The sequence below is a fragment of the Chitinophaga sp. ARDCPP14 genome, assembly GCF_051362515.1.
Classification (GTDB): domain Bacteria; phylum Bacteroidota; class Bacteroidia; order Chitinophagales; family Chitinophagaceae; genus Chitinophaga.
In genome coordinates this window covers 21575-42178 of the sequence record NZ_JBKIXB010000019.1, presented here as the reverse complement: position 1 = coordinate 42178, position 20604 = coordinate 21575, and the positions used below count along the sequence as shown (strand labels likewise).

The 20604-nt window shown below is 46.3% G+C and carries 14 protein-coding genes and 2 tRNA genes; 6 read left to right on the top strand and 10 right to left on the bottom strand.

Features of this window, described 5'->3' with window-relative positions:
* Positions 1–9 precede the first annotated feature (9 nt).
* The 3 genes from chrA to ACLHR0_RS31015 form a co-directional block, all read right to left on the bottom strand.
* On the bottom strand, positions 10–1338 hold the full coding sequence (gene chrA, locus ACLHR0_RS31025; protein ID WP_436491637.1) for a chromate efflux transporter: 1329 nt from the start codon (positions 1336–1338) through the stop codon (positions 10–12).
* Positions 1339–1559: 221 nt separating this feature from the next.
* Complete coding sequence (locus ACLHR0_RS31020; protein WP_436491636.1) at positions 1560–2387, bottom strand: RNA polymerase sigma factor; 828 nt, start codon at positions 2385–2387, stop codon at positions 1560–1562.
* A 298-nt stretch (positions 2388–2685) separates the two neighbouring features.
* Positions 2686–2817 carry a hypothetical protein gene (locus ACLHR0_RS31015; protein ID WP_436491635.1) on the bottom strand — a complete coding sequence of 44 codons (132 nt, stop codon included), beginning with the start codon at positions 2815–2817 and terminating at the stop codon, positions 2686–2688.
* A gap of 274 nt (positions 2818–3091) precedes the next feature.
* Between ACLHR0_RS31015 and ACLHR0_RS31010 the strand changes: the two genes are divergently transcribed.
* Positions 3092–5488, top strand: a complete 2397-nt coding sequence (locus tag ACLHR0_RS31010) for an ABC transporter permease (RefSeq protein WP_436491634.1) — start codon at positions 3092–3094, stop codon at positions 5486–5488.
* 241 nt (positions 5489–5729) lie between these two features.
* Positions 5730–5803 (top strand) — tRNA-Pro (locus tag ACLHR0_RS31005).
* A 67-nt stretch (positions 5804–5870) separates the two neighbouring features.
* Here the strand turns inward: ACLHR0_RS31005 and ACLHR0_RS31000 are convergent.
* Complete coding sequence (locus ACLHR0_RS31000; protein ID WP_436491633.1) at positions 5871–6380, bottom strand: GNAT family N-acetyltransferase; 510 nt, start codon at positions 6378–6380, stop codon at positions 5871–5873.
* A gap of 153 nt (positions 6381–6533) precedes the next feature.
* Between ACLHR0_RS31000 and ACLHR0_RS30995 the strand changes: the two genes are divergently transcribed.
* Both ACLHR0_RS30995 and ACLHR0_RS30990 read left to right on the top strand, forming a co-directional pair.
* On the top strand, positions 6534–7412 hold the full coding sequence (locus tag ACLHR0_RS30995) for an MBL fold metallo-hydrolase (protein ID WP_436491632.1): 879 nt from the start codon (positions 6534–6536) through the stop codon (positions 7410–7412).
* An 87-nt stretch (positions 7413–7499) separates the two neighbouring features.
* Positions 7500–7573, top strand: a tRNA-Pro gene (locus ACLHR0_RS30990).
* Between the two features lie 84 nt (positions 7574–7657).
* Here ACLHR0_RS30990 and ACLHR0_RS30985 read toward each other — a convergent pair.
* On the bottom strand, positions 7658–8569 hold the full coding sequence (locus ACLHR0_RS30985; protein WP_436491631.1) for a winged helix-turn-helix domain-containing protein: 912 nt from the start codon (positions 8567–8569) through the stop codon (positions 7658–7660).
* Positions 8570–8760: 191 nt separating this feature from the next.
* Here ACLHR0_RS30985 and ACLHR0_RS30980 point away from each other — a divergent pair, with 191 nt between their 5' ends.
* Both ACLHR0_RS30980 and pbpC read left to right on the top strand, forming a co-directional pair.
* Positions 8761–9813, top strand: a complete 1053-nt coding sequence (locus ACLHR0_RS30980; protein ID WP_436491630.1) for a ligand-binding sensor domain-containing protein — start codon at positions 8761–8763, stop codon at positions 9811–9813.
* Positions 9814–9910: 97 nt separating this feature from the next.
* Positions 9911–12307 (top strand): penicillin-binding protein 1C, encoded by a 2397-nt coding sequence (pbpC, locus tag ACLHR0_RS30975; protein WP_436491629.1) that lies wholly within the window; start codon positions 9911–9913, stop codon positions 12305–12307.
* A gap of 10 nt (positions 12308–12317) precedes the next feature.
* On the opposite strand, the gene ACLHR0_RS30970 is transcribed toward pbpC, so the two are convergent.
* Genes ACLHR0_RS30970 through ACLHR0_RS30950 form a run of 5 tightly spaced genes read right to left on the bottom strand, consistent with a single transcriptional unit; the run spans position 12318 to position 20600 of the window.
* Positions 12318–14324, bottom strand: a complete 2007-nt coding sequence (locus ACLHR0_RS30970) for an FAD-dependent oxidoreductase (protein WP_436491628.1) — start codon at positions 14322–14324, stop codon at positions 12318–12320.
* Positions 14325–14350: 26 nt separating this feature from the next.
* A complete protein-coding gene (locus ACLHR0_RS30965; RefSeq protein WP_436491627.1) occupies positions 14351–15574 on the bottom strand; it encodes an MFS transporter in 1224 nt (407 codons plus the stop codon).
* A gap of 13 nt (positions 15575–15587) precedes the next feature.
* Positions 15588–17282 (bottom strand): hypothetical protein, encoded by a 1695-nt coding sequence (locus ACLHR0_RS30960; protein WP_436491626.1) that lies wholly within the window; start codon positions 17280–17282, stop codon positions 15588–15590.
* Between the two features lie 2 nt (positions 17283–17284).
* Positions 17285–18895, bottom strand: a complete 1611-nt coding sequence (locus ACLHR0_RS30955) for an FAD-dependent oxidoreductase (protein WP_436491625.1) — start codon at positions 18893–18895, stop codon at positions 17285–17287.
* Position 18896: 1 nt separating this feature from the next.
* On the bottom strand, positions 18897–20600 hold the full coding sequence (locus ACLHR0_RS30950; RefSeq protein WP_436491624.1) for a RagB/SusD family nutrient uptake outer membrane protein: 1704 nt from the start codon (positions 20598–20600) through the stop codon (positions 18897–18899).
* Positions 20601–20604 lie beyond the last annotated feature (4 nt).

The following is a 20604-nucleotide window of genomic DNA, read 5'->3' as shown; positions in this document are numbered from 1 at the left end:
GTTATACCCTTAAGGGTATAACAAATAATGAAACACTCCATACAATACACTCAACCCAATCAGGTATAAAATATTCATTTTAAACCTCAGCATCAGCACCAATGATACGATCATCCATACCAGCGCCAGGATATCCGGCTTGCTGAATAAAATGCCACCCGGAAAAATCACATCTTTCCCGAGATATAAAGTAAGATTTAGTATCACACCCACTACAGCGGCGGTAATTAATCCAAGAATGCCTTCGATGATGTCAATACCGTGCGTTTTCTCAATCAGGGGAGCCCCGGCGAAAATCATAAGGAAACAGGGCAAAAAGGTAAAGTAGGTAGTAGCGAGCAGTCCGGCTGTACCCATCCACAAAGAGCCGCCAAAATGGTTATAACCGGCCATAAAACCCACGAATGATAATACAATGATGAGCGGACCGGGTGTTGTTTCCGCCAGTGCAAAACCATCGATCATCTGTAGCTTACTGAGCCAGTGCAGTTTTGTAACACTGTATTGCGCCACATAAGGCAGCACCGTATACGAGCCGCCTACAGTCACAAACGCGGTTTGTGTGAAGAACAACCCCATATTTTTCCAGAAAGTAAAGTCGCTGAAAAACAACAAAAACAGTCCAAACGGAAGCAGCCAGGCGATAAAGGCAATACCCAGTAATTTCAGGAGCCGCCGTGCCTGGAAGCCTTCTCCGGGCGATACGGTGTTTTTATTCAGCACATACATATGTTCTTCATCTCCGGTTGTTGCTGTATTTTTTTCCTGGTGTTGTAATGCGGTGGGCCATATCATGCGCGTGACGATACCAATAACAACTACGCCGCCAATGATGGCCAGTAAGGAAATATTGAAGAAGAAAATACATACAAATGCCAGCGCCGCCACGCCGTAATGCAGTGGTCCGTGTAACGCTTTCTGCCCGATCCTGAACATGGCGATAAGGATGAGGGCAATCACAGCAGGCTTTAATCCGGCGAACATAGCGGTTACCCACGGGATATTGCCAAAGAGCACGTAAATAATGCTTAGCCCAAGTAAAATGAACATCGATGGCAATACAAACAAGATACCGGCGGCAAGCCCCCCTTTTCTGCCATGCAGCAACCACCCGATATAAATGGATAATTGCTGTGCTTCCGGTCCGGGCAGGATCATACAATGATTCAGGGCATGCAGAAACTTACTGTTGCTGATCCACTTTTTCCGGTCCACTAAATAATCATGCATAATGGCAATGTGGCCGGCGGTACCTCCAAAACTTATCCATCCTAATTTAAACCAGAATTTAAGCGCTTCTCTAAACGCCGGCTTCTCTGTAATAATTTGTTCTTCCATATGATTATTCTTCCTGCCACTGCTACTTTAAAAGCAAATAATCCCCTCCTGTATCCGGAGATACCGTTTTTACATGCAATAAAAGCAGTTGAAAACAACCGGGCAATAACCACCGGCTGAGTGGCAAAAAAAGTAGCTGTTTTACGATTAAAAAAGACTGTCTGATGGCTTCCGGTAAGCAGCAACGAAGATACGAAAATGCTCCCGGTAATGCAAGGATTTTAGCCGGTAAAAGACTGATTTATTTGACATAGCAGGATAACCGTAAGTCCAAAAATAAAGAGACTATTTACCCGTGGAATTGCTCCTGATTTTATGCATGTATTGCGAAATAATATTTTTATCGGCAGCCGTTTTTGCCAGTTGCAAAGCGCTGGCAAAATATTGCAGCGCCTTTCCATCATCGATGCCGGCAGACTGCGGTCTTGTTCTTCATATAAAATATACGCGCCGGAATCACTGGTCCTGGCTTCAAACCGAGAGGCGTGGAAACACATCAGCGACATCAATGCATTTACGGCTGGCGTATTGGTAGGCGTATTTTCCAACAGAAAATAATTCAGCCGCATAGCTTCCAGGCACAACTCTTTGCGCAGCACCTGGTGTTGCGTAGTGGAATAATAGCCTTCATTAAACAACAGGTAGATAGTGGTCAGCACATTATCCAGCCGTTGGGCGATATCCGCTTCTTCCGGCAATTCGATGTTTATTTTTTCTGTTCTCAGCTTTTCCTTTGCCCTGAACAATCTTTTGTTGATCGTTTCCTTGCCGGTTAAAAAAGTGGCCGCTATTTCCTCGATACCAAAGCCGCACAGGATACGGAGAGAAAGCCCTATCCGGGCTTCCGCAGGGATAGCCGGGTGACAGATGGCAAACATCATTTTCAACTGGCTGTCCTGAATATTGGCGGCGGAGAGATCAATATCAATTTCCTCCGGTGGTGGCCGGTGCAGTTTCAGATCGGCAGCTATCTTTTCGCTGAAAATTTTATTTCTTCTGAGGTAATCTTTTGTTTTGTTTTTAGGCCGTTTCCATGTGCGGAAGGCCAAATAGTTTACAGAGTACAGCAATAATTTTGCTGTACTCTGTTTTGAATAGTTGAGGAAGAAGATCGTTATACACCGGACCTGATGATTGTGTTAATTCATTTTTATAATGTCCCTTACTTCCACATGGCCGCCTGCAAGAAGAATAGGACAGCCATCAACCAGCTGCATCGCTTCTTCCAGTGAAGTGGCCTTTACAATCAGGTACCGCCTACTATTTTCTTTACTTCTGCATAAGGGCCGTCGGTGATCACGTTATCGGCCCGGAGCGTTTTTGCCTCCTGCCCCAGTTGACCAGTGCTTAAAACTTCCCCTGTGCGGCGATACCGCCGATCCAGTCCTGCCGCTGCCGGAGGATGGCCTGCATTTGCCCGGGGCTTATCACCCGGTTGGGGTCCGGTGCATGTCGGAAGATCATCATGAATTCTTTCATTTTTCTGAATTTTAACGTTGAATGATGTTGTTTACGACCTTATGACGAATGACATCCGGACTATTGGACAAATATTTTTTGCGGAAATTAAGAGGCAGATTTTTGCAGCGGATTATGCCGGCAATCTGCTGACAAAACAGCTTTAAAAATGAACATTTTATGGTTTAAAACCGGACACATTATAAATACTTTAAAGTATAATTATCTAGCATAAAGATATTTCATATCTGGCACCTTGTTGGCTTTTCACAAAACAGATCAATCTTACACCCGTATGTTCAAAAGTTATCTGAAAACAGCCTTCAGAAACCTTTTCAGGAATAAATTATTTTCCGGCCTCAATATTTTTGGATTAGCTACAGGCATGGCCTGCAGCATTCTTATTTTCCTGTGGGTGCAGGATGAACTGGGCTACGACCGCTTTAACACCAATGCCGGGCATATTTACCGCCTAACGGCCCGTGTAGGGGATATAGCAGCAGCAGTGGTGCCGGTACCGGCTGCAATGGCCATCAGGGAAGCTGTTCCGGGCGTAAAGAACGCCACCCGGCTGGCCGCCCTGCAAAGCATGGTAACAGTAAATAATCAAAAGTATGAGGAGAAAAACATTTACTACGCCGACAGTAATTTTCTCCGCATCTTCGATTATCCCCTTTTGCTGGGAGACGCGTCCAGCCTGCTCTCCAGGCCCGATGGCGTGGTACTCACCGCCAGCAGTGCAAAGAAGTACTTTGGCAGCCCGGAAAATGCCATGGGCAAAACCCTGCACATTGACAATGATTACAATGGCAATAACCTGCTGGTAACGGGTGTACTGAAAGATATTCCCCGTAATTCGCACCTGCAGTTTGATATGTTGCTTCCCATTCAGCTCTATGAAAGAACCATCAACCTGGAACAGGGATGGGGTAATTTTGATGTATATACTTACCTGCTGATGGATGATCATTTCAGTGGCACACCAGCAGCCCTGGCATCGTTACAGCAGCAGATCCAGGCGCTTTACCGCCGCCTGGATATAACGAAAACAAATGGATTCCTGTACGTTCAGCCGCTAAAGGATGTGCATCTGCGCTCCCGCCTGATGCTCGATGTAGCCGGCCAGGGTAACTATCAACAAGTAAAGATCTTTTCCCTGATCGCGGTTTTTATTTTACTGATTGCCGGCATCAATTTTATGAACCTGTCCACTGCTTTGTCCGGGCAACGGGCCAAAGAAGTAGGGATGCGTAAAACAGTGGGCGCTTTGCGGTCGCAACTTGTAATGCAGTTTTTAAGTGAGGCGTTATTATTATCTTTTATCTCCCTGATTATCGGGCTGGTGATAGCATGGGCATTGATACCATTGTTCAACCAGCTGGCAGCGAAATCCATCTCCATTAACCTGTTGAATATAAAATTCATGGCGGGTCTTTTAGGAATAGCAATAGGTGTAGGTTTGCTTTCCGGAAGTTACCCCGCGCTGTTCCTTTCTTCTTTTAACCCGGTGAAAGTGCTGAAAGGTGTAAAGATGCTGCATGGCAGGAAAACGTTTTTCAGGAACAGCCTGATCATCGTGCAATTCTCCATTGCAGTGATCCTGATAGTGAGCACTATTGTAGTGTATAAACAACTACACTTTATCCGGACCATGGATATCGGTTACAACAAGGAAAACCTCCTGTATGTACCGATTCCCCGCCTGGGCGACCTGCAGCGGAACCAGGTGGCGCTGAAAGCTGTAATGAGCCAGTATCCGGAGATAGATGATTATACTTTTATCAGTCACCTGCCTACAGATCTGCCCACCGGTACCCGTTCGGTTGAATGGGAAGGAAAGGACCCACAGGCAAACCTGGTATTTCCGCAAATGTGGGTGGATGATCATTTTGTGCATACTTTCAGGATGCAGTTAAAGGCCGGCAGGTTTTTTTCCAAAGATTTTAAAGGAGATGAAAATAACTATGTGCTCAATGAAACGGCCATAAAAGCAATGAAGCTAAACGTGGAAACTGCGCTGGGAACGAGAATAACCATGGATAGCCGTACAGGCATTGTCATAGGAATAGTAAAAGATTTTAACTTCAAGCCAGTGCAACAGCCCATACAACCGCTGATTATCAGGAACGGCAGTTCCGGCAATTTTAACGGGAACACAGGGTATATTGTACAGCGGACTACGGCTGCCAATATGCAGCAAAGCCTGGCGACGATGAAAAAAGTATTTCAGCAGGTATATATCGATTTCCCATTTTCTTTCGGTTTTGTAAATGAAGACCTGTCGCGCTTATACCTCGCCGAGCAGCGCATGGGAAAGCTTTTCAATATTTTCTCTGTGTTATCTGTAATGGTGTCTTGCCTGGGACTTTTCGGCCTCGCTACTTTTGCCACACAAAAACGTATTAAGGAAATCGGGGTCAGGAAAGTGCTGGGCGCCAGCGTAGCGGGTATTGTAGGGATGTTGTCGAAAGATTTTTTAAAGCTGGTGGTATTTGCTTTGCTGATCGCCTTCCCCGTGGCGTGGTGGGTAATGAATAAATGGCTGCAGAATTTTGCCTATCATATCAGCATCCGCTGGTGGTTTTTCGCGTTGGCTGGTGTTATTGCCATTGTCATCTCCTTTATAACCGTCAGCTACCAATCGATCAAAGCGGCCAGGTCCAATCCGGTAAAAAGCTTGCGTACCGAATAAATTTTTCCGGAAAGGGATGCGCTTTGAGCGATCTTATTTCACAGGTTTGTTACTTTCTTGAGAAAATTGTCACCTCGTGTAATCCAGCGTAGCAGGGCATTCTATTATATTTTGCGTCTTTTTGTTAAAAAAATTTGTTTTTATGTTAAACATTTTCCTACATTTGCACTCCGCAATTGAAGCAAAGGTATTGCCGCAAGGGCAGCTGTTAATGCAGAAGATGCGGACTAAGAAGGGATTTCGGGGCGTAGCGTAGCCCGGTATCGCGCCTGCTTTGGGAGCAGGAGGTCGCAGGTTCGAATCCTGCCGCCCCGACTTAGCATTTAAAAGGCTTTCCGTTTACGGAAAGCCTTTTTTAATTATGTATACTCTCATAACCGCCTTACAGCACTATTTCAAACAAGCTGGAAGTCCCCCCCTTATAATGCGCAGGTAACTCATCGCTCGCCACCGGCGCCACCACGCCAAGATAATTAAAGCCACAGCTTACATAATAGTTATTCAGCTTATCATTGCCGCTGCCGGTATCCATCCTGATATAGTTTTTCCCGATACTTACCGCATATTCCCTGGCCCACCGTACAATATGCTTTACATAACCATTGCCCCTGAAGTCCGGATGAGTGGCGATACGGTGAATGTAAATGGCCGGATCTTGATCTTTCTCTTTCCAGATAAAGGGATCCTGGAATGTAAGAGAAAAGATGCAGGCAATCCGGTCGTCCTCCATTATCTTCCATAACCTCTTTTCACGGATATCTGTTTCCACCAGCGCCTGGTCAAATCCCTCCCAGTGCTTCTGTGCAATTTTCTTTTGAAGTTGTGTGCCGGCTTCATAAAGACTAAAGATTACATCGATATCTTCCTGTGTACTGTTAATTATCTGCATCATAGAACAAATATTGAGACCGTAAAATTCAGCTATAAAAGGCAAATAAAACAGATTCAGTTTTGTTTATTTTAACCATATCAGATTTGTCGTTATACCTACTGGTGGAGAGTCTGTGAAATATGTCTATCTTTATAACATAACTAAGAACCACTGATGAAGCTAACGATATCAGGCTACTCTACCGCCTTATTTTCCACCTGGTACTTCCTGGAAGAACTGGGTATTTTAATGGATGCGGGAGATGGATTAACGGCTGCACTTTTGCAAAAAAGCAGGAAGATCAACTATGTATTTATTTCTCATGCGGACAGGGATCATTTAACGGGCCTGCTGCAGCTAAACCAGCTGAATGCACGGGATGGACTGCCGGTAATCTGTTATCCAAGGGACAGCAGTTCTTTTCCGGCGATGGAAGCATTCTCCAAAAATTTTGATCCTCATATTGCCAGTACACAATGGAGGGCGGTAGCGCCGGGCGATGAAATATGGGTAAAAGACGATGTAGTGGTTATTCCTGTGCGTAACGAACATGTAACTACCGATGCGCACATCATCCGGAGCCTGAGCTATAAGGTAATGCAGGTGAAACAAAAAGTGAAGCCGGAGCTGGCAGCGCTTCCCCCCGAAACGATCCGGCAAATCATTATGGAGCGAGGAAAAGAAAGCACCACAATGGAAGTAAGAACCAACCTGGTTGGCTATTCGGGCGATACGCCTGTGCAGGATATGGAACGCTGGGATGGCACCGATATCCTGATCCATGAAGCTACGTTTCTAGCCAGTGAAGGGGATGTGAAAATAGTAGCGCATAAGAATAAGCACAGCAAACTGGAAGAAGTGATGGATATGGTAAGCCATATCCGCGTAAAACAGCTGATCCTCGGACATTTCTCCTCCAGGTACAGCGCGGAACTCATTGACCGGAGCATTAAAGAACTGTGCAATAAATACGGCATCAGTATTCCCGTATTCCGTTTGTTACCCGGCCTAACGGTGAGGGATATACTTTCCGGTGCGCCTGTCAATAAATGAATATCATCACTGAAGTTTTTTTCAGGAGGATTTGTTTTTGTGGATATTTATTTCCTACATTTGCATCCCGCTACATAGCGTCGGAGACGGGGCGTAGCGTAGCCCGGTATCGCGCCTGCTTTGGGAGCAGGAGGTCGCAGGTTCGAATCCTGCCGCCCCGACTTAGAAAAGAAGCCTTGCAGTTATGCAGGGCTTTTTTGTTTTAGCAATTCCCGGGTAAGAGAAAATTGGTGAGAGAATTTTTATTAAGAGTTAACTTCAAGCTTATATCCTTTTCCTCGTATAACCACAATTTTGATATTCGGATCAAATTCCAGTTTTTTTCTAAGCTTTGATATGAACATATCCAGGCTACGCCCTACAATAACACCTTCATCTTCCCATATCTCTTTCTGCAGCCGGCTTCTCTCTATAGTCTCGTTAGGAGACAACGCGAAAATTTGTAGAACACGGGTTTCAGTTCCGGTTAAGTCTATCGTCTTTCCATCAATTATGAGCTTACGATTCTTCGCATCAAACAAAACCGAACCTAAAGTAATGATGCCCGTATCCTGATCATCCCCAGGTAAAGCGCTTTTCTCAGGTAAAGGTCTCCGCGGCTTAACAGATCTCAAAAAAAGAAAACCAACAAATGCTAAAAACGGCAGGCTGCCCAGGAGATATCCATTCTTTGCAGTATTTATACCCACCGGTTTGAATTTAACATTGATCATGTAACATCCTTTGGGCTGCTTTCTTCCCATACAGGTTACAATATCATCTTTTGTATTTTTGGAGATAGCGTATCCATAGGCTACACTGGAGTTGCTACAGTTCAGCACATTAACAACATAATCACGTGCGAGCGGGTCTTTGGCCAGCAAACGCCGAGTGGTATTCACCAGGGAGTCCGGTTGAAAAGTAAGATCATTCTCAAACGTGATCCGGTATTCATTTTCAGCGATCTTTTTTACCGGGAGCACCCTTGAGGTACTGTCGCCCGACTGTAAAAGTAGTTCATGTCCGATCCGGCGAAGTAAAACCTCCCTTCTGGAAATATCAAAATCGTCACTTCCACCCATCATGAAAGCCACGCAGATGACGGAGACAAACAAGAATAGGATCAATCCCAACAGGTATTTGCGTTTCCCCAGGAGGAGATTTTGACCAAGGTGCATAGTGTCAAGTTATTATTTACAAAGTTTACAATTTTATTTACAATCCAAGCTCCCTGTACTGAAAGATATCAAAGTAATTTCGCCGGATCAACTTTGAGCCCCGCAAAGGCGAAATCGTGGAGCTGGTTGCCCACCAGAAAGACAACCTGGTTGATACAATATAAATACATTATCAATAACAAATTGACATAATGATGTATAAATCTAACAAAACAATTATTCAGACAATCTTCCTTGGCGTCTTTATTGTCGCAGGCATCTTTAAGGTTTCCTACGGACAACCTAAAACCGGACCTACATCCATCACCCGAAATATCATGCAAGATAGAAAGGGCAACATCTGGATTGCCTCGTGGGAGGGAGTTTTTCGATACGATGGAAAATCTTTTACCAATATTACCAGTAAAGTGAGTACGGCCCGTTTTTTTTCTGTTTTAGAAGATAGTAAAGGCAACTTGTGGTTCGGCTCTATTGGTTCAGGTGTTTATTATTATGATGGGAAATCCTTTCAAAATTTCACCACCAGGGATAGACTTCTCAATAATGATGTTGGTAGTATTTATGAAGATAAAAAAGGCAACATCTGGTTCGGTGTTTTTGGAGGAGCAAGCCGTTACGATGGGAAATCCTTCCGGAATTATATCATCAATGGAGATGTAATGAATGAGGACCGGACGGGGAAAACTTTTCCGGAGAGGCCCCCTTATGAAGTTACTGCTATTATTGAAGACAAAACAGGTAAGTTTTGGTTTGCTACAAGAGGCAATACTTTCGTGTATGATGGAAAAACATTCTCCGTTTTTACCCATGAGGACAAACCTTTTAAGAATGTTCGTTCCATAATCGAAGATAAAAAAGGTAATATCTGGCTTGGCGGATCTGATGGTCTTTGGCGCTATGATGGCAGTACATTTACAAATTTCACACAGAAGTTTGTTGGTTATATAGTTGAGGATAAAAAAGGTAATATCTGGACTAGTTCAGAGAGGGATCATAGCCAGGCTTTGGCAGTTCCCCGGTACGACGGAAAGTTCCTGCGCAATCAAGCCTGGGCACTTTCCCGGTATGACCAAAGGTCTTTGCCTGATCAGAGGCCAACGGTAACCGAAATAACGTATAACCCAATGTTCTTTGGGATTCTGGAAGCTAACGATGGAAGTATTTGGTTTGGATCTGTAAACGGAGTGTATCGTTATGATGGAAAGACCATCAGGGATTTTAAAGGTGAAGAGGGGCAGAAGTAATGTGTAGAGAGCAACCTGTGATTACACCCTGACTACCAGATATACGAGCCGTTCAAAACAATAAGTTAACTTATCTTTGAACGCGCATAAAAAAATAATGAAGCCTGATATCCTTAAACAATGGTGCATCAAAAAAAAGTGGTGGCTCGCAGCGGCCGCTGTTGTGCTCATTGCCTACTATTTTTGTTTACCCAAACAACTCTTTACCAGCCCAACCTCCTATGTGCTGGAAGACAGCAACGGCGATCTGCTGAACGCCAGCATTGCACCGGATGGCCAATGGCGGTTTCCGTACAATGCACATGTGCCGGATAAATTTGAAAAGTGTATCGTCGCATATGAAGACAAACGTTTCTATTATCACTGGGGCATAGATCCTATCGCCATAGGCCGGGCTATTAATCAAAACGCCCGTGACAGAAAAGTTGTAAGCGGTGGCAGCACCCTCACGATGCAGGTTATTCGCTTGTCGCGCAATCAGCCCCGCAATATCTGGCAAAAGATGATGGAAGCGGTGTTGGCCACGCGGCTGGAATTTGCGGCCTCTAAAAAGAAGATTATCGCGTTATATGCTGCTAATGCACCTTTCGGGGGCAATGTAGTTGGACTGGAAGCCGCCGCCTGGCGGTATTATGGCCGTAAGGCCGATTTATTGTCGTGGGGCGAAATGGCCGCACTGGCGGTATTACCTAACAGTCCCGCGCTGGTACATCCCGGCCGCAACAGGGTAACGTTGCTGAATAAACGAAATCAACTGCTGAATAAATTATATCGCCAGCGCACCATCGACAGCATTACCTGCCAGCTGGCGAAATTAGAACCCCTGCCGGATCAGCCCTTACCATTGCCACAGGAAGCGCCGCACCTGCTGGACCTGTTCCGCCGTGATTACCTGCAACAGCAAACGGACGAACCTACCCGCATCAAAACAACCCTGCAGGCCGACCTGCAACATAACGCCACCGCCATCGCCGAACGTTATCACAATGCTTATAAGGCGAACGGCATCAATAATGCAGCTGTATTGGTACTGGACGTAGAAACCGGTAACACCCTGGCGTATGTAGGCAACATCTATCACCCTTCAGATCCCGAGCTGGAAAGTCATGTAGATATTGTGCAGGCGAGAAGAAGTCCGGGCAGTACATTAAAGCCCGTGCTCTATGCCGCCATGCTCAACGACGGCCTCATATTGCCCAATACACTGATCCCCGATATTCCTACGCAGATAGCCGGCTATTCGCCGCAAAACTTTGATCTCGGTTACGATGGCGCGGTACCGGCTTCCCGCGCGCTGGCCAGATCCCTCAATATCCCCGCCGTACGTATGTTGCAGCAATACCGCTACGAACGGTTTCATTCCCTGCTGCAAAAAATGGGCATCACCACCCTCAACAAACCAGCCGACCACTATGGCTTATCACTGATCCTCGGCGGCGGCGAAACCACCCTGTGGGAAATGTGCGGTATGTATGCCAGCATGGCCCGTACACTGCTACACATGGATCAATATAAAGGTAAGTACGATATGGATGATATTCATCCTCCCAATTACCGGCTTAATATCCAACGCCCGTCGAAATACGGATTGAGTAAAGACGGCCTGCTGGATGCGGGCTCCATCTGGTACGCCTTTCAGGCAATGACTGAAGTGATGCGGCCGGGCGAAGAATTGTTGTGGCAGCAGTTCTCCTCTTCCCAACGTATCGCCTGGAAAACTGGCACCAGCTTCGGCTTCCGGGACGGATGGGCGATTGGCGTAACGCCGCAATATGTAGTAGGGGTATGGGTAGGAAACGCCGACGGAGAAGGCCGCCCCGGCCTGATAGGGGTATCCACCGCCGCGCCCATTCTCTTTGATGTGTTCCGTTTATTGCATACCAGCGGCTGGTCTAACACGCCTTATCAGCAACTGAAAAAAATTGAGGTATGCCGCAAAAGCGGCTTCCGTGCAGGCGAACTATGCGATGAAAAAGATTCCATTTATGTACCGGCCGCCGGGATCAGGGCAGGTGTGTGTCCGTACCACCAGTTGGTGCATCTCGACAGAACCGGCCAGTGGCGCGTAACGGAAGCCTGCGAATCACCCTCGCTCATGCAGCATAAATCCTGGTTTGTATTGCCTCCCTCACAGGAGTATTACTACCGCAGCAAAAACTATTATCAGCAGCTGCCGCCGTATAAGCCGGATTGCCTCGCCTCACTGGGACAGGATAAGGCGCCTATGGAACTGATCTATCCCCGGCCAGGGGCGCGTATATTCGTGCCCGTTGAAATCGACGGAAAGCCTGGTCAAACCATCTTTACCGCCACTCACCGGAACAATGCCACTAAAATATTCTGGCACCTCGATAACAACTTCATAGGCGCTACCACAGAGTTTCACCAGATGGCGCTACACCCCGCAGCCGGGAAACATATTATTACACTGGTAGATGAAAACGGCGAAAGGATAGAACAATCATTTGAAATTTTAGATAAAGAAAGAGAGTAGTATAAGCATACTATCTTCCGGGAACCAGTAATACGGCATCCGCCACAATCACGCCACCCGCTTCTTTATTGGAGATAGTGATGCCGGCTTTTTTGCCTGCCGGCAGATTAAATTTCCCTAAATGTACCCATTCACCGCTGGTCTGACCGTTTACAATCACCTTCTCTTTAACAATAGTTATCTCCCTGGATTGACTGCCATCAAATACCATTACTTTGGTAGCGGGAGATACATTATTTATCCGCGGCAACACATAGGTATAGATGTCATAGTTTCCACCTTTCTTCACTTCCGGTATAAATTTTACGGATTTAGGCTCGTCATTTTCAGAAGAATAAAGAGCAGAAGGACCGTAAGTGCCTCCTTTTTTAAGCGACCACTTACCGGTGATTTCCACATGGGCAGCATCATCATTATCCACCAGGATCTCTGGCGTGCTGCCATCCATCAATGGATTTGCAGCCAGCAATGTCTGTATCTTTTTTACATCTACCTGCTGCACCGTGGTGTGCCCGTCAACCGCAAACGCAGCAGCCACCGCGGCCGACTGCCCCAGTACCATGAATACCGGTTCCATTCTTATGGAGCCATAACCAATATGACTGGCAGACAAACAAACAGGCACCAGCAGGTTTTTACATTCGTTCTCTTTCGGCGTCAGTGACCGGTAAGCAATAGGATACGGACCGGCGCCGCCTTTTTCCACATCTCCCTCATTCTTTACCATCCCGTTAATAACAAGACGCTGGGTATTGTGAGAATCCATGCCATATGCGGCCATCCCTATACCATCCGTTACCACTTCCTTCCGCTCACAATTAGCCTGCGTCATTACATATACGCCGCGCATTCTGCGGGCTTCCCTGATGTACATTTGCGGGCTCCAGTGATTGTTATCAGCGTATTCATCTTTAGGGTATCCCCAGTTCAGCATAAACCGGCGCACACTGTCCGGTATACGGGGATCATGCCCGATAAAATACAGCAGCCCCTTGTTGTACAGTTCATGTTCCTTTTGGATTTTTTCCCTGGTAGCGTAATTTCCATCCGGATATTCCCAATTCCTGCCTATCATGTCGGTAGAAAAGCCGCCACCATTGTTGATGTCTGTTTTATGATTAGGCATCAGGTCAAATTTCAGGATCTCCCGGATATCATTAGGTGTAGTGAGCTTTGCTATATAGCGGGGCAATATTTCATACCGGCTGGAATCATAATCTTCCGGGCGGGTAATAGGTATAAGATTAGCAGGATCGTCGGTTAAACAGATCCGGAAATTATAAGCCTGCACATGGTTATCGCCGCTTCCTATTGGCGCCAGCCTGGCGTTGCTGATGCCCCACAGCAAGCCACTGGATGGATTGCCGGGTATCTTATACGGGTCTACGCCGTCGGGTACCTGGTTACCATGCTGCGGTGTAGCAGGAGGCTGCACCTGCACGCCATTGTACGATTCGTTGTAAACAGCGGAAGATTCCCTTCCTACCGTATAAGATACACCGGCCCTTGCCATCAGGTCACCTTCATAGGAACAGTCAATAAACACGGTTGCACGGATATGTTTTTGTTGCTTCGATGGAGCCGCTGTGCTCTCCACTGAGATCTCCTTAATAAAACCATTTTCCTTTACCGCCGCCACCATCTTCGACTGGTAAAGCACCGGCACATTGGCTTCCCTGATATACTGCATAAATACATCCTCTGCCACATGCGGCTCAAATATCCAGGACTCAAACTGCCCGTAATGTTTACCCACCCTGCGGTAAAAATCAATACCCAAACCGGTAACCGCATATTTGTTGCCGATATCAGTGTATCCCAGTCCGCCGGATGACATGCCGCCAAGGTGCTTCCCCGGCTCAATCAGCAATACCGACTTTCCCATTTTCTTCGCCGTATAAGCCGCTATTACACCCCCGGAGGTGCCGCCATACACGCATATATCATACGTTTCCTGCGACTTTGCAGCTATCGAAAAAATAAGACCCGCCAGTAAAAGAAAGTTTTTCTTCCTCATTATATATGTTTTGAAGAGATAATAATTTATTCCGTGTAGTTAAGATCTTTGGAGAAAGTTTCTTCCATCTTCCATACTGCCAGCAGCGCAAGTATAATGGTAATAATGCCCACCATACCCGCAGCAACGGTAACGCCTGAATGATTTTTCAGCAAAAGGAATGCAGGCGTAAAAATATTCACGCTGCCACGTACAAAATTGGGAACCGTAGTGGCCACCGTTGCCCGCATATTGGTACCAAATTGTTCTGCGGCAATCGTTACAAACAACGCCCAGTAACCAATGGCATACCCCAGAAAACCGCACAGTGAGTAAAAGACAACAATACTCTGCGACCGCTGACTTAAGTAAACAACTATCGCCGCACAGGTGAGCATCACAAAAATAAGCACCGTTTTTCTCCTGCTTTTTAAATACTGGCTTAACAAGCCACTGCTCATATCTCCCAGCGAAAGCCCGATATAACAGAACATCACCGCTTTTCCTGCTTCCACAGCTGTAGTAAGACCGATAGCCTTTCCGAACTCCGGCGAAAAAGTAATCAGGATCCCGATCACGAACCAGATAGGTAACCCGATCATAATACATCTCAGGTATTTAAAAAATATTTTACCGGAAGAAAATAAGGAGAAGAAATTACCGCGTGATCTTTGTGCTTTTTTTACTTCTTTAAAAATACCCGATTCAAATACATTAAACCGCAGTACAAGCAATGCCAACCCCAGTCCGCCGCCAATAAAATAAGCGATCTTCCAGTCGAAAAGATCTGCTATAAAATAGGCCAGCACTGCTCCCAGCACACCTACTGACGCTACAATGGCGGTACCATAACCGCGTATTTCCTTTGGCAGTATTTCCGCCACCAAAGTAATGCCGGCGCCCAGTTCCCCCGCAAGCCCTATCCCCGCTATAAAACGCAACAGGGCATATTGATCTACTGTAGTCACAAAACCATTCAGGATATTGGCCACCGAGTATAAAAGAATAGAGCCAAACAATACAGACAGTCGTCCTTTCTTATCTCCCAATACTCCCCAAAAAATGCCGCCGAGCAACATCCCCGCCATCTGCATATTGATCAGGTAAATACCCTTTTCCATCAATTCATTTTCTGCCACGTGCAGGGCCCTTAAGCTCGGCATGCGCACAATGCTGAACAGCAGCAGATCGTAGATGTCAACAAAATAACCCAACGCCGCTACAATCACCGGGATGGAAAGCAGCTGGCCTGCCTTTGTACTCTTTTGCATAATGTTTAGTTGATTATTGGTGAATACCGGCCACTTTACGGGTTTCTGCAGGATTATGCTGCATCCTGATCCGCCATAAAAGTTCTTCAATGGAAACAACCTTTGTTCCTTTATCAAGGAGATCCTTTGTCCATTTAACCGGTGTTACGCCGCGTTGGGCGGTAGTAATGCTTTTATCTTTAGTAACAATGGAATGATGTGTGGCACTGTCGCTGAAATGCGACCAGGCATGTACAATGGTCCAGTTCAGTTGTTTGCTTCCTGAAGAAGATGATGCGTTGTCGTTGTTTATCCAGTCTGCCAGCGGCACCGGATCACCGGAGCCTTGCTTGCTCAGGTTGGCCCATAGCTGGTATTTACAGGTAACTACCGGTATCTCTGTTCCTTTTTTATTTTTCACCCAGAAAACTTTTCCATAACCGCCATTATAAGGCGAATACTGTACGGCTATCATACCGGTGAGGTCTTCTATCTCTTCCCCATAGATCCTGTAGGCTTCCAACGCCTGCTCACCCGAAACATCTTTACAGATAAATCCGAAAACTTTTGCGCCGGTTCTTTTCATCTCTGTGTTGATCATACCGGCATATTCCCGGAGCAGCTTAGCTGGTTCCGGTCTTGACCTGGCAAAGAGATCCGGGTAATAATAGCCGGCGCCATACTCCACTATGGAGTTGTGTTTGGGCTGGGACTTCGCCAGGCAGGTATATACATCGCTGCCCGCCTGGGCAAGGTTAAGCACGCAAGTGGTAAACGACATCGGGATATCTTCATTATAGGGGTTACTCCAATAGTCTTTATTGTGTATAAAATTGCCGAATGTCCACTGCATGTTATCACCGTCGCTCATTACAAAGGCATGATAGTTTAGCTGCTCCTCCCAGTTAATTTTCCGGGGATCAAGAGACCGGATCTGCGGCAATTTATTTACCGGCGGTATCGATAACAATGCCAGGTTCATGCACCAATCCGAAGCAGTATTGATCAAACCCCATCTGGTGCAAGGTTCTACGTGTTTAAATTCTTCTCCCTTATTCCATCCTATTACCGGAGAAAGCGGCTTCACCCACCTGATAATGGATTGGAAAATAGTATCCACGCCATAATAAACCATAGTTTTCTGCGCAATCGCGTAATCCCTGTTATTGGAATAAGCCGGGTTGGCAATCACCAGCGCATGGGGATTCAGCTCCGGCAGTAAGGCATGAAGAGTGGCTTCCTTAAAATCTGCTTTGGTGGCATCATATAATTTTTTCAGCCCCTTACTGCTGACCATGGCTTCCTGTGTAATATCTATCAGCACTCCTTTTTTAAGGGCAGCGTAAATGGTAGCAAGGTTAACGGAGTTATCATTCCTGTTGAAATCATACAGGATGTAACCTTTGATAATTCCCCTGGCCTTGTATCTTTCTACCAGTTGCCAGGGAGTAAACGTACCCGGCACGTTAGCCTTTAATCTTGCTACCAGTGAATGAAAATAAACGCTGTAGTCGGGATTGGATGTTTCAATCCACACACCTTCATCGCCGGCGCCTTCATTCAGCGCCTGTGCAGCCAGCCCGGCAACAGATTGCGCCAGGTTCATTTCACGGATATCCGAAGGATGTTTTATGGCAGCAATTACAATTGACCGTGGCGCTTTTTGCCCTGGCCACCAGCCAGCATGGGCCGGCAGCCAGAACAGCAATAAAAAGATAAATACTCGCATTTTTAGTCTATTGACGCTGGTGCAGGCAAGTCGCTGAGTTGCTTTATTTTTGACTCCAGCTTAGCTCCCTGTGCTATTAATTTATTACCCAATACTTTCGTATCCACATCCTGCACGGCTTTATTTTCCTTGACAGCCAATGCCGCCGCTGCGCCTGCTGCCTGCCCCATGATCATATACTGCGGCTCCATCCGGATGGTGGCATATACCACATGACTTACCGATATACACACGGTTACCAGTAAATTGCCGGCTTCTTTTTTCTTTGGCAACAGCACGCGGTAAGGTATCTGGTAAGGAATATGCTTCATCCGTTCAGGTTCGGTACGTTGTAACCCGCCCTCATATTTGAGACGGCCTTTACTGTCGGCGTACCCTTGCACACGATGCACATCCAGGCCATAGGAGCCCAGGCCAACTGGATCGGGTTTCTGCATTTCTGAAATCACATCTTTCTGTGTCATCACCCAATCACCAGTCATGCGACGGGCCTCACGCACATATAACTCATAAGGCCAGTTATTATTATCTGCAAATTCATCTTTCGATAATCCCCATTGATTAAACACATTCCTGAATTCGGCAGGCAAACGTGGATCATTTGCCAGGAAATAAACATACCCCGCTACATAATCAATATGGTCCTGCCATATTGCTGCCCTGCGCTTATACGAACCATCAGGATAATCCCAGTTGCCACCAACATAATCCGCCATGTTAAGATCTACTTTACTGTTGGGGATTTTTCCCATGCCAGGGAACAGCTTTGCAGCGGCTTCCGCAGCGCCCAGTTTTTCAATGGCATCCATAGTTGAATAATAAAGTTCAATGTACCTGGCAGGATCATATTTGGCCGGTTTAGGATAAGGTACCTGGTTCGCTTTATTGTTGGTAAGGGAAAGTCTGAAGTTATAAGACTGGGTTTTCTTATCGCCGGCGCCTATTGGCCCCGGAGGTGTTGGCTGGATGCCAGGCAATAATTTCCCGTTTTCAAAAGCGCTCCTGGTACCGGAGCCTTCCCTGATACCGGCAGAATACTCATCGTACAAACTCTGTGCTTCCCGGCCCACGATATACGATACGCCTGAAAACGCCATCAGGTCGCCTTCATAGGTGGCATCAATAAATACTTTGGCAGAAAAAGAAGCGCCGTTCTCCATGGTAATCGCGGTTATTTTTCCCTCTTTCTTTTTAACGCCGTTCTTTTCTTTCAGGCGGTGATTAAAAAATACGGTCACGTTGGCTTCTTTCACCATATCGTTTAATATTTTTTCGGCTACATGCGGTTCAGGAAACCAGGCAACCGTATCAGTGAGACCGTAATATTTACCGCAGCGCTGGTATACTTCTTTCGCATATCCGCCGATCACGTCTTTACGCCCGAGATCAGTCGCAGAAAGGCCGCCGGTGACCATGCCGCCGAGATGCTTCTTTGGTTCCAGTATGGCTACTTTAAGCCCTTCACGCGCCGCTGTAACCGCCGCCATTACGCCCGACGCGGTGCCGCCGTATACTACCACATCATATTCAGCCGGCGCCATACTATTCGCGCTAACAGAAAATGGCAAGATCATTCCAATGATCCATTTGATTAATACGCTTCTTACTTTCATTTTAGTAATTCGGGTTTTGTTTAAAGTTTTCTTTGTTGGTAGACAAGTCTATTTCAGATTGTGGAATAGGAAACAGGTAATGCTTTGCCGGATCAAAACTGGTGGCTGTATTTACAATTTTCGTATTGCCGGCATCCCGGTTCTTTTTCAGGAATGCCTCAAACCTGCCTGTACGCGCGAGATCGAACCAGCGTTGAAATTCAAAGCAAAGCTCCCGGGCTCGTTCCATCAGTATTTCATCGGTAGTAATATCTGCAGCGGTATAGTCATTAAAGCCCGGCGTTTGTGCGGCGGTAACAGGAACACCGCTGGCATCCAGTCCGCGGGCGCGTTGCCTCACTTTGTTGATCGCAGCCAGCCCTTCTGCTGAAATGGTTCCGTTCATTTTATAATCCGCTTCCGCAAACATCAGCAACACATCTGCAAAGCGCAGCACAATCACATTGTTGGGACAATTGGAATACAGGTATTGCGAAGTGGTTTGCCATGAAGCCCCCCAACGGTATTTGGTAACGCCGCAGCGTCCCAGGATAGTTTGGTTGTAAGCATCCGGCGAGTAGGGCGAAGTCCAGATATACGTTAATTTAGACGGTGCATTATTCGCCACATTGATCATGGAATCGGAAAGGTTCCATACCCTTCTTTTATCATAATCCACGTCTTTCGGCGTTTTCTTGTAGTAGGTGTAAAACTTCGGCACATACACGAGGTTATTCACGCCGGCCATAGAATTGGTATAGTAGAGCGGGTTACCATTCACCAGGCCGCCTGTATAAGCCATACCATATTCCTTGGTCCACTGTGTGCCATAAGGAACGACCGGACTGAACTGCAATTCAAACAACGATTCCCTGTTCACATTTTTATTCTCAATTTTGAACACATCTCCGTACACCGGCAGCAGATCCGCACCACTGTTATCTTTCACGTCCTTCAGCGCTTCCCAGGCTTTTGTATACAACGCTTTTACATCCATTGCTATATCCTTGTAGCCATCTACTTTGCCCGTTTGTTTGGTGAGCGCGGTTTCCTTTGCAGAGGCCATGGTGAGATATACTTTGCCCAGCAACGTTTTGGCGGCCCATTGATTGGCATGTCCGTCGTTTGTTTTTTGGGTTGTCAGCACACCATCCTGCGACGCAAAGGTGAGATCGCTGAGAATGAAGTCGTACACTTCTTTGAGGGGGCGTCTCGGAAGACCGTAATCAAATTTTCCGCTGATTGGCTTCTCTATGATGGGAATATCCCCAAAAGCCTGTACCAGCCGGAAGTACACAAAGGCGCGGATAAAACGGGCTTCTCCTGTAATCACTTTCCTGTCGGCATCAGAGATGGTGGCAACTTTAGCGGCAGCATCAATAACAATATTAGCCCTTGCCGCAATTTCATAGTGCCTGATCCAGTATTCATAGATCGATCCTTCGCTTACAGAAAAAGTATAACGGTCGAAATTAAAACGTACGCCGGAAGTTCCTTTGAACATGGCTTCATCTGTACCTATTTCTGTCATGAACAACGGGGTATTGGTGTATACGCCGAACAGGTCTTTTGCAGAAGAATACATTCCTACAATTCCTGCTTCCAGTGTGGACTTATCAACAAAAAAATTGTCGGTGGTATATTGAGTTTGCGGTTTTTCTTCCAGAAATTTTTTACAGGAAGAAAAAAGTACGATCGTACATGCAAGTATAATAGCTGATTTCATAACA

Bases quoted from the DNA above. Each gene is read 5' to 3' on its own strand.
- ACLHR0_RS30960 (WP_436491626.1), bottom strand. From the start codon at position 17,282: ATGCGAGTATTTATCTTTTTATTGCTGTTCTGGCTGCCGGCCCATGCT.
- ACLHR0_RS30955 (WP_436491625.1), bottom strand. From the start codon at position 18,895: ATGAAAGTAAGAAGCGTATTAATCAAATGGATCATTGGAATGATCTTG.
- ACLHR0_RS30985 (WP_436491631.1), bottom strand. From the start codon at position 8,569: ATGCACCTTGGTCAAAATCTCCTCCTGGGGAAACGCAAATACCTGTTG.
- chrA (WP_436491637.1), bottom strand. From the start codon at position 1,338: ATGGAAGAACAAATTATTACAGAGAAGCCGGCGTTTAGAGAAGCGCTT.
- ACLHR0_RS31015 (WP_436491635.1), bottom strand. From the start codon at position 2,817: ATGAAAGAATTCATGATGATCTTCCGACATGCACCGGACCCCAACCGG.
- ACLHR0_RS30995 (WP_436491632.1), top strand. From the start codon at position 6,534: ATGAAGCTAACGATATCAGGCTACTCTACCGCCTTATTTTCCACCTGG.
- ACLHR0_RS30950 (WP_436491624.1), bottom strand. From the start codon at position 20,600: ATGAAATCAGCTATTATACTTGCATGTACGATCGTACTTTTTTCTTCC.
- ACLHR0_RS30970 (WP_436491628.1), bottom strand. From the start codon at position 14,324: ATGAGGAAGAAAAACTTTCTTTTACTGGCGGGTCTTATTTTTTCGATA.
- ACLHR0_RS30980 (WP_436491630.1), top strand. From the start codon at position 8,761: ATGATGTATAAATCTAACAAAACAATTATTCAGACAATCTTCCTTGGC.
- ACLHR0_RS31000 (WP_436491633.1), bottom strand. From the start codon at position 6,380: ATGATGCAGATAATTAACAGTACACAGGAAGATATCGATGTAATCTTT.
- pbpC (WP_436491629.1), top strand. From the start codon at position 9,911: ATGAAGCCTGATATCCTTAAACAATGGTGCATCAAAAAAAAGTGGTGG.
- ACLHR0_RS30965 (WP_436491627.1), bottom strand. From the start codon at position 15,574: ATGCAAAAGAGTACAAAGGCAGGCCAGCTGCTTTCCATCCCGGTGATT.
- ACLHR0_RS31010 (WP_436491634.1), top strand. From the start codon at position 3,092: ATGTTCAAAAGTTATCTGAAAACAGCCTTCAGAAACCTTTTCAGGAAT.